Here is a 4,345-nt window from a genome sequence, read left to right on the forward strand (position 1 = left end):
GATGCCGCGCCCGAGCCCGGAGCCGCCGCCGGTGACGACCGCGCAGCCGGGAACGAGCTCACTCACGCGAGGAACTCTCTGACGATCTGCATGTAGTCCGCGATGATACCACCGCCTCGACCCGCCTCGCGACGGCGGCCCGGGCAGGATGCCCGGCGCGATGCGGTGCTCTCACCGGAAATCGCACGTTCCCAGGAGCGCAGGTCTGAGACGCTTCCTTGTCGCCTCTCGGGCCGCGGCGTATACTCCCCGCCGTTCGCTCACCTCAACGAGGAGGACAGGATGCGTCAGACTCGCCGCGAGTTCTTGAAAGTCACCGCGCTCGCCACCGGCGCCACGTCGATCGCCGGCTTCCCGCTCGTCGCGCGGGCGCAGGCGTCGAAAGTGGTCGTGTGGTGGAACAAGGGCTACTACCCCGAAGAAGACACCGCCATGCAGAAGATCGTGAAGGAGTTCGAGAACCGAGCCAAGGTGGAGGTCGACCTCTCCTTCACCGCGCAGGAAGACCTGCTCAAGAAGATCAACGCGGCGCTCATCGCGCACCGCGTGCCCGACGTCGCCTTCTGCTTCTTCAACGACTGGCAGGTGGTGCCGAAGTACGGCTGGACGGGCCAGCTCGCCGACTGCTCGGACATCGTGAGCGACCTCAAGCCGCGCTACAACGAGAAGATGCTGGCCGTCGCCCACGTGCTGAACAGCAAGACCAAGAAGCGCGCGTACTACGGGGTGCCCATCGAGGCACAGACGATGCACATCCACTACTGGCGCGACATGCTGCGCGAGGTGGGGATGGCCGACGCGCCCGACAGGATCCCGATGAAGTGGGACGCGTACTGGGGCTACTGGAAGAAGGCGCAGGACGAGCTGCGCAAGAAGGACGCGGCAAAGTACGGCAAGCTGTACGGCATCGGGATGACGGAGTCGACGCGCGCCAGCGACACGCTCTACAACTTCGACATGGCGCTGCTCTCCTACCACGGCGAGGTGATCGACGCCGAGGGCAAGGTGGTCGCCGACCAGGCGAAGAACAAGAAAGCCATCACCGAGACGCTCAAGTGGTTCGGCGAGCTGTTCACCTCGGGCTACGTGCCGCCGGACGCCACCAACTGGACGGACGGCGACAACAACGCGGGCTTCCACAGCCGGCTCATCGTCATGACGCCGAACCCGTCGCAGTCGATCCCGGCCGCGCAGTTCTTCAACAAGGAAGATCCCGAGAAGAAGAACTACTTCGACAACATGGCGACGATCGAGTGGCCGGACGGGCCCGACGGCAAGAAGGCGCGCTACCTCTCGGCCGTGAAGACCATCATCATTCCCGCCGAGAGCAAGAACCAGAAGGCCGCCAGAGACTTCATCAAATTCGTCGTCGAGCGGGAGCGCTTCTCGGAATACATCAAGGCGGCCAACGGCCGCTGGTTCCCGGCCTTCAAGGACGTGGCTGACGATCCGTTCTGGCGCACGGGCCACAAGGGCCCGAAGGGCCAGAAAGATCTGCACGTGCCGGTGGCCACCACGATCTTCCTCGACCGGGAGAACAAGGTGTTCGACCACTGGAAGCACCCGGCGTTCTCGCAGGTCTACGACGAGAACGTGTGGGGCAAGGCCATGGCGCGCATCGCCATCGACAAGTGGACGGCCGACAAGGCGGCCGACGAGGGCATCGAGCGCGTCAAGGCCATCTTCACGCACTTCAAGTAACCTGCCGATGAGGACGACGGTGCGCGGGCGGCTCCTCCGCTCGCGCACCCTCCACGGTTTTCTCTTCACGGCGCCGCTGCTCTTCCTCTTCGCGGCGTTCGTGATCTACCCGATGACGATGGGCGTCTGGTTCGCGCTCGACGCCGACGCGTATCGCGCGCTCTTCTCCGACCCGATCTTCCGGCAGACGGCGATCAACACGCTCTGGTACGTAGGCGTCGCCGTCAACGTGAAGCTCGTGCTGGCGCTCCTGCTCTCGGGGATCCTCGACTACCCCTTTCGCTGGATCCGCCTGCTCGCCGCGCTCTTCCTGATCCCGTGGGCGATCCCCGCCCTGCCCGGCATCCTGTCGTTCCGCTGGATGCTCAACTCGCAGTGGGGCATCTTCAACTACCTGCTCGGCGTCTTCGGCCTGCCCTCGGTGCCGTGGCTCGCGCAGTACTGGACGGCCCTGGGGGCGGTGATGGTGTTCCACATCTGGAAGTACCTGCCGTTCTGGACCATCATCTTCCTGGCCGGACGGCGCGCGATCCCGAACGAGCTCTACGAGGCGGCGGCCATCGACGGCGCCTCCAGCGTGCAGAACTTCTGGCACGTCACCTTCCCGCTCCTGCGCAATCTCTACCTGATCTGCACGCTGCTCTCGATGGTCTTCACGCTCGGCGACTTCACGGTGCCGTGGCTGATGACCGGCGGCGCGCCCGGCGACTCCACGCACGTGCTGGCGACGCTCGCCTACCGGTACACGTTCACCATGGGCCGGCTCGAGTGGGGCATGGCCACCTTCGCGGTAGCGATGCCGGCGACGCTGGTCTTCATCGGCATGCTGCTGCGGTGGGTGAAGATATGAGCCGCGCGCGACACTCACGGGCCCTGCACGTGTGGCTCAGCGTGGTGGCCGTGGTCATGCTGGCCTGGACGCTGTTCCCCGTCTACTACATGCTCCTGCTGTCGTTCACCCCGACGAACGACCTCTTCAAGCCCGGGCTCTACGTCGAGCACCCCACGATCCGCAACTACGTGTACACGATGGGGCAGGACAACCCGTTCGTGCGCTACTTCTGGCAGCAGATCGGCAACAGCCTCGTGATCGCCGTGTGGGCGATGGTCGTGGTGGCCGCCATCGCCGCCCTCGGCTCGTTCGCGATGGCGCGGATCAACTTCCGCTTCCGCCGCTGGGTGTCCGGGCTCACGCTCTTCACCTATGTGATCCCGTCGTCGTTCCTGTCCATCCCGTTCTTCCGGATGATGGCGGACTACGACCTCATCGACAGCAAGCTGGCGGTCGTGCTGGCCATGGTGACGTTCGCCTCGCCGTATGCGCTCTGGGTGCTCTCGGATTGCGCGCGCTCGCTGCCGCCGGAGATCGAAGAGGCGGGCGCCATCGACGGCGCGGGGATCCTCGCCACGTTCTTTCACCTCTACCTGCCGCTCATCCGGCCGCCGCTCATCGCGATCGGGACCTACGCGTTTCTCTACGCCTGGAACGAGTACCTCTATGCGCTGCTGCTGCTGACCGGCGAGCCGCGCATCACACTGCCCGTGGCCATGGGCAACTTCCTCACGACGGACAACGCGCCGTGGAACCTGCTGATGGCGGTGTCCACGGTCTACTCGATCCCGCCCGTCGTGCTGTACTACGTCTTCAAGCGCTATCTGGTGAGCGGGCTCGTCTCGGGCGCCGTCTCCGGGAGCTGACCGCTCGGGGTCGGGTCAGGAGCCTGTCGGAGTATCGAGGGGTGCCACGGCTTCGCCGGGGCGCCCGAGCGTGTGGGTATGGGGGGCCCTTCGAGGCCCCCCATTTCCTACGGACAGCGGGTCAGCAGATCCAGCAGCCGCGTCGCCGCCGGGCACGCGTGCTGGACCGCCCAGCCGAGGACGACCGAGGCGCCGAGCATGAGCGCGAAGGGCAGCGCCGTCGAGCGCAACACGCCGCGCGCCCAGCCGCCGGTCTGCGCGCGCCGCGCCGCCTTGACGAGGCCCGCGGCGAGCAAGGCCTCGAAGGCCGCCTCGGGCAGGATCACCGGCGCCTGCCACACCACCCAGAGCGCGGCACCACCGAGGCACGCGACGAAGACCAGCAGCGCGAGCACGACGAGCCACGCGTCGTCGAGGTCCAGCGAGAACCCCGATCCACCGCCCCCGGACGACGGCGTCGCGGCCTCGATCCGCGGCAGCACGCCTCCCTCGAACGTCCCGCTCGCGCCGCCGCCGCCGAACTGACCACCGCCGCCCGCGACGTGCGGGCCGCCGCCACCGCCACCGCCCGGCCAGCCGCCCGGCGCATCGAGCCCGGGATCGGGCGCCAGCCGCGTGGCGTAGAAGATCCAGCCGCGGACGAGGACGAAGAAGACGAAGTAGGCGCCGACGACAGCCAGCGCGTAGCGCTCGGCGAGAGCGTCCACACCGCTGACGAAGAGCCATCGGCTCGCGAGCACGCCGCCGGCCGCGGCGCCCGCGAAGATGAGCGACATGTGGAAGCGCAGGAAGAAGCGTGCGGCCGTCTCCCGCACGAACCGCTGTCGCGAGACGTCGAGCCGCGTCTCCATGGACGGCGATCCTAGCGGCGCGCGGGCGTCATCGCGCGAGCGTCAGCACCGCGCGATGGACGCCGCGAACGACGTCGGCCATGCGTCGGTAGTCG

General features: G+C 67.2%; 4 protein-coding genes. 3 read left to right on the forward strand and 1 reads right to left on the reverse strand.

Annotation, left to right across the window (positions count from 1 at the left end; all coding sequences use genetic code 11):
- The first annotated feature begins 102 nt into the window (after window positions 1-102).
- The 3 genes from E6J59_00750 to E6J59_00760 are packed head-to-tail and all read left to right on the forward strand — an operon-like array spanning window position 103 to window position 3,399.
- Window positions 103-1,701, forward strand: coding sequence for a carbohydrate ABC transporter substrate-binding protein (locus E6J59_00750; protein ID TMB24150.1), 1,599 nt, complete (start codon window positions 103-105; stop codon window positions 1,699-1,701).
- Window positions 1,702-1,708: 7 nt separating this feature from the next.
- A complete protein-coding gene (locus E6J59_00755; protein TMB24151.1) occupies window positions 1,709-2,551 on the forward strand; it encodes a sugar ABC transporter permease in 843 nt (280 codons plus the stop codon).
- Window positions 2,548-3,399: a carbohydrate ABC transporter permease gene (locus E6J59_00760; protein ID TMB24152.1), complete on the forward strand. Its 852-nt coding sequence runs from the start codon at window positions 2,548-2,550 to the stop codon at window positions 3,397-3,399. The genes E6J59_00755 and E6J59_00760 overlap by 4 nt, the downstream gene beginning before the upstream one ends.
- 107 nt (window positions 3,400-3,506) lie before the next feature.
- Here E6J59_00760 and E6J59_00765 read toward each other — a convergent pair whose 3' ends face one another.
- Window positions 3,507-4,250: a hypothetical protein gene (locus E6J59_00765; GenBank protein ID TMB24153.1), complete on the reverse strand. Its 744-nt coding sequence runs from the start codon at window positions 4,248-4,250 to the stop codon at window positions 3,507-3,509.
- Between the last annotated feature and the right edge of the window lie 95 nt (window positions 4,251-4,345).

The sequence above is a fragment of the Deltaproteobacteria bacterium genome (genome assembly GCA_005879795.1).
Classification (GTDB): Bacteria; Desulfobacterota; Binatia; order DP-6; family DP-6; genus DP-6.

Bases quoted from the DNA above. Each gene is read 5' to 3' on its own strand.
- E6J59_00755 (TMB24151.1), top strand. From the start codon at position 1,709: ATGAGGACGACGGTGCGCGGGCGGCTCCTCCGCTCGCGCACCCTCCAC.
- E6J59_00750 (TMB24150.1), top strand. From the start codon at position 103: ATGATACCACCGCCTCGACCCGCCTCGCGACGGCGGCCCGGGCAGGAT.
- E6J59_00760 (TMB24152.1), top strand. From the start codon at position 2,548: ATGAGCCGCGCGCGACACTCACGGGCCCTGCACGTGTGGCTCAGCGTG.
- E6J59_00765 (TMB24153.1), bottom strand. From the start codon at position 4,250: ATGGAGACGCGGCTCGACGTCTCGCGACAGCGGTTCGTGCGGGAGACG.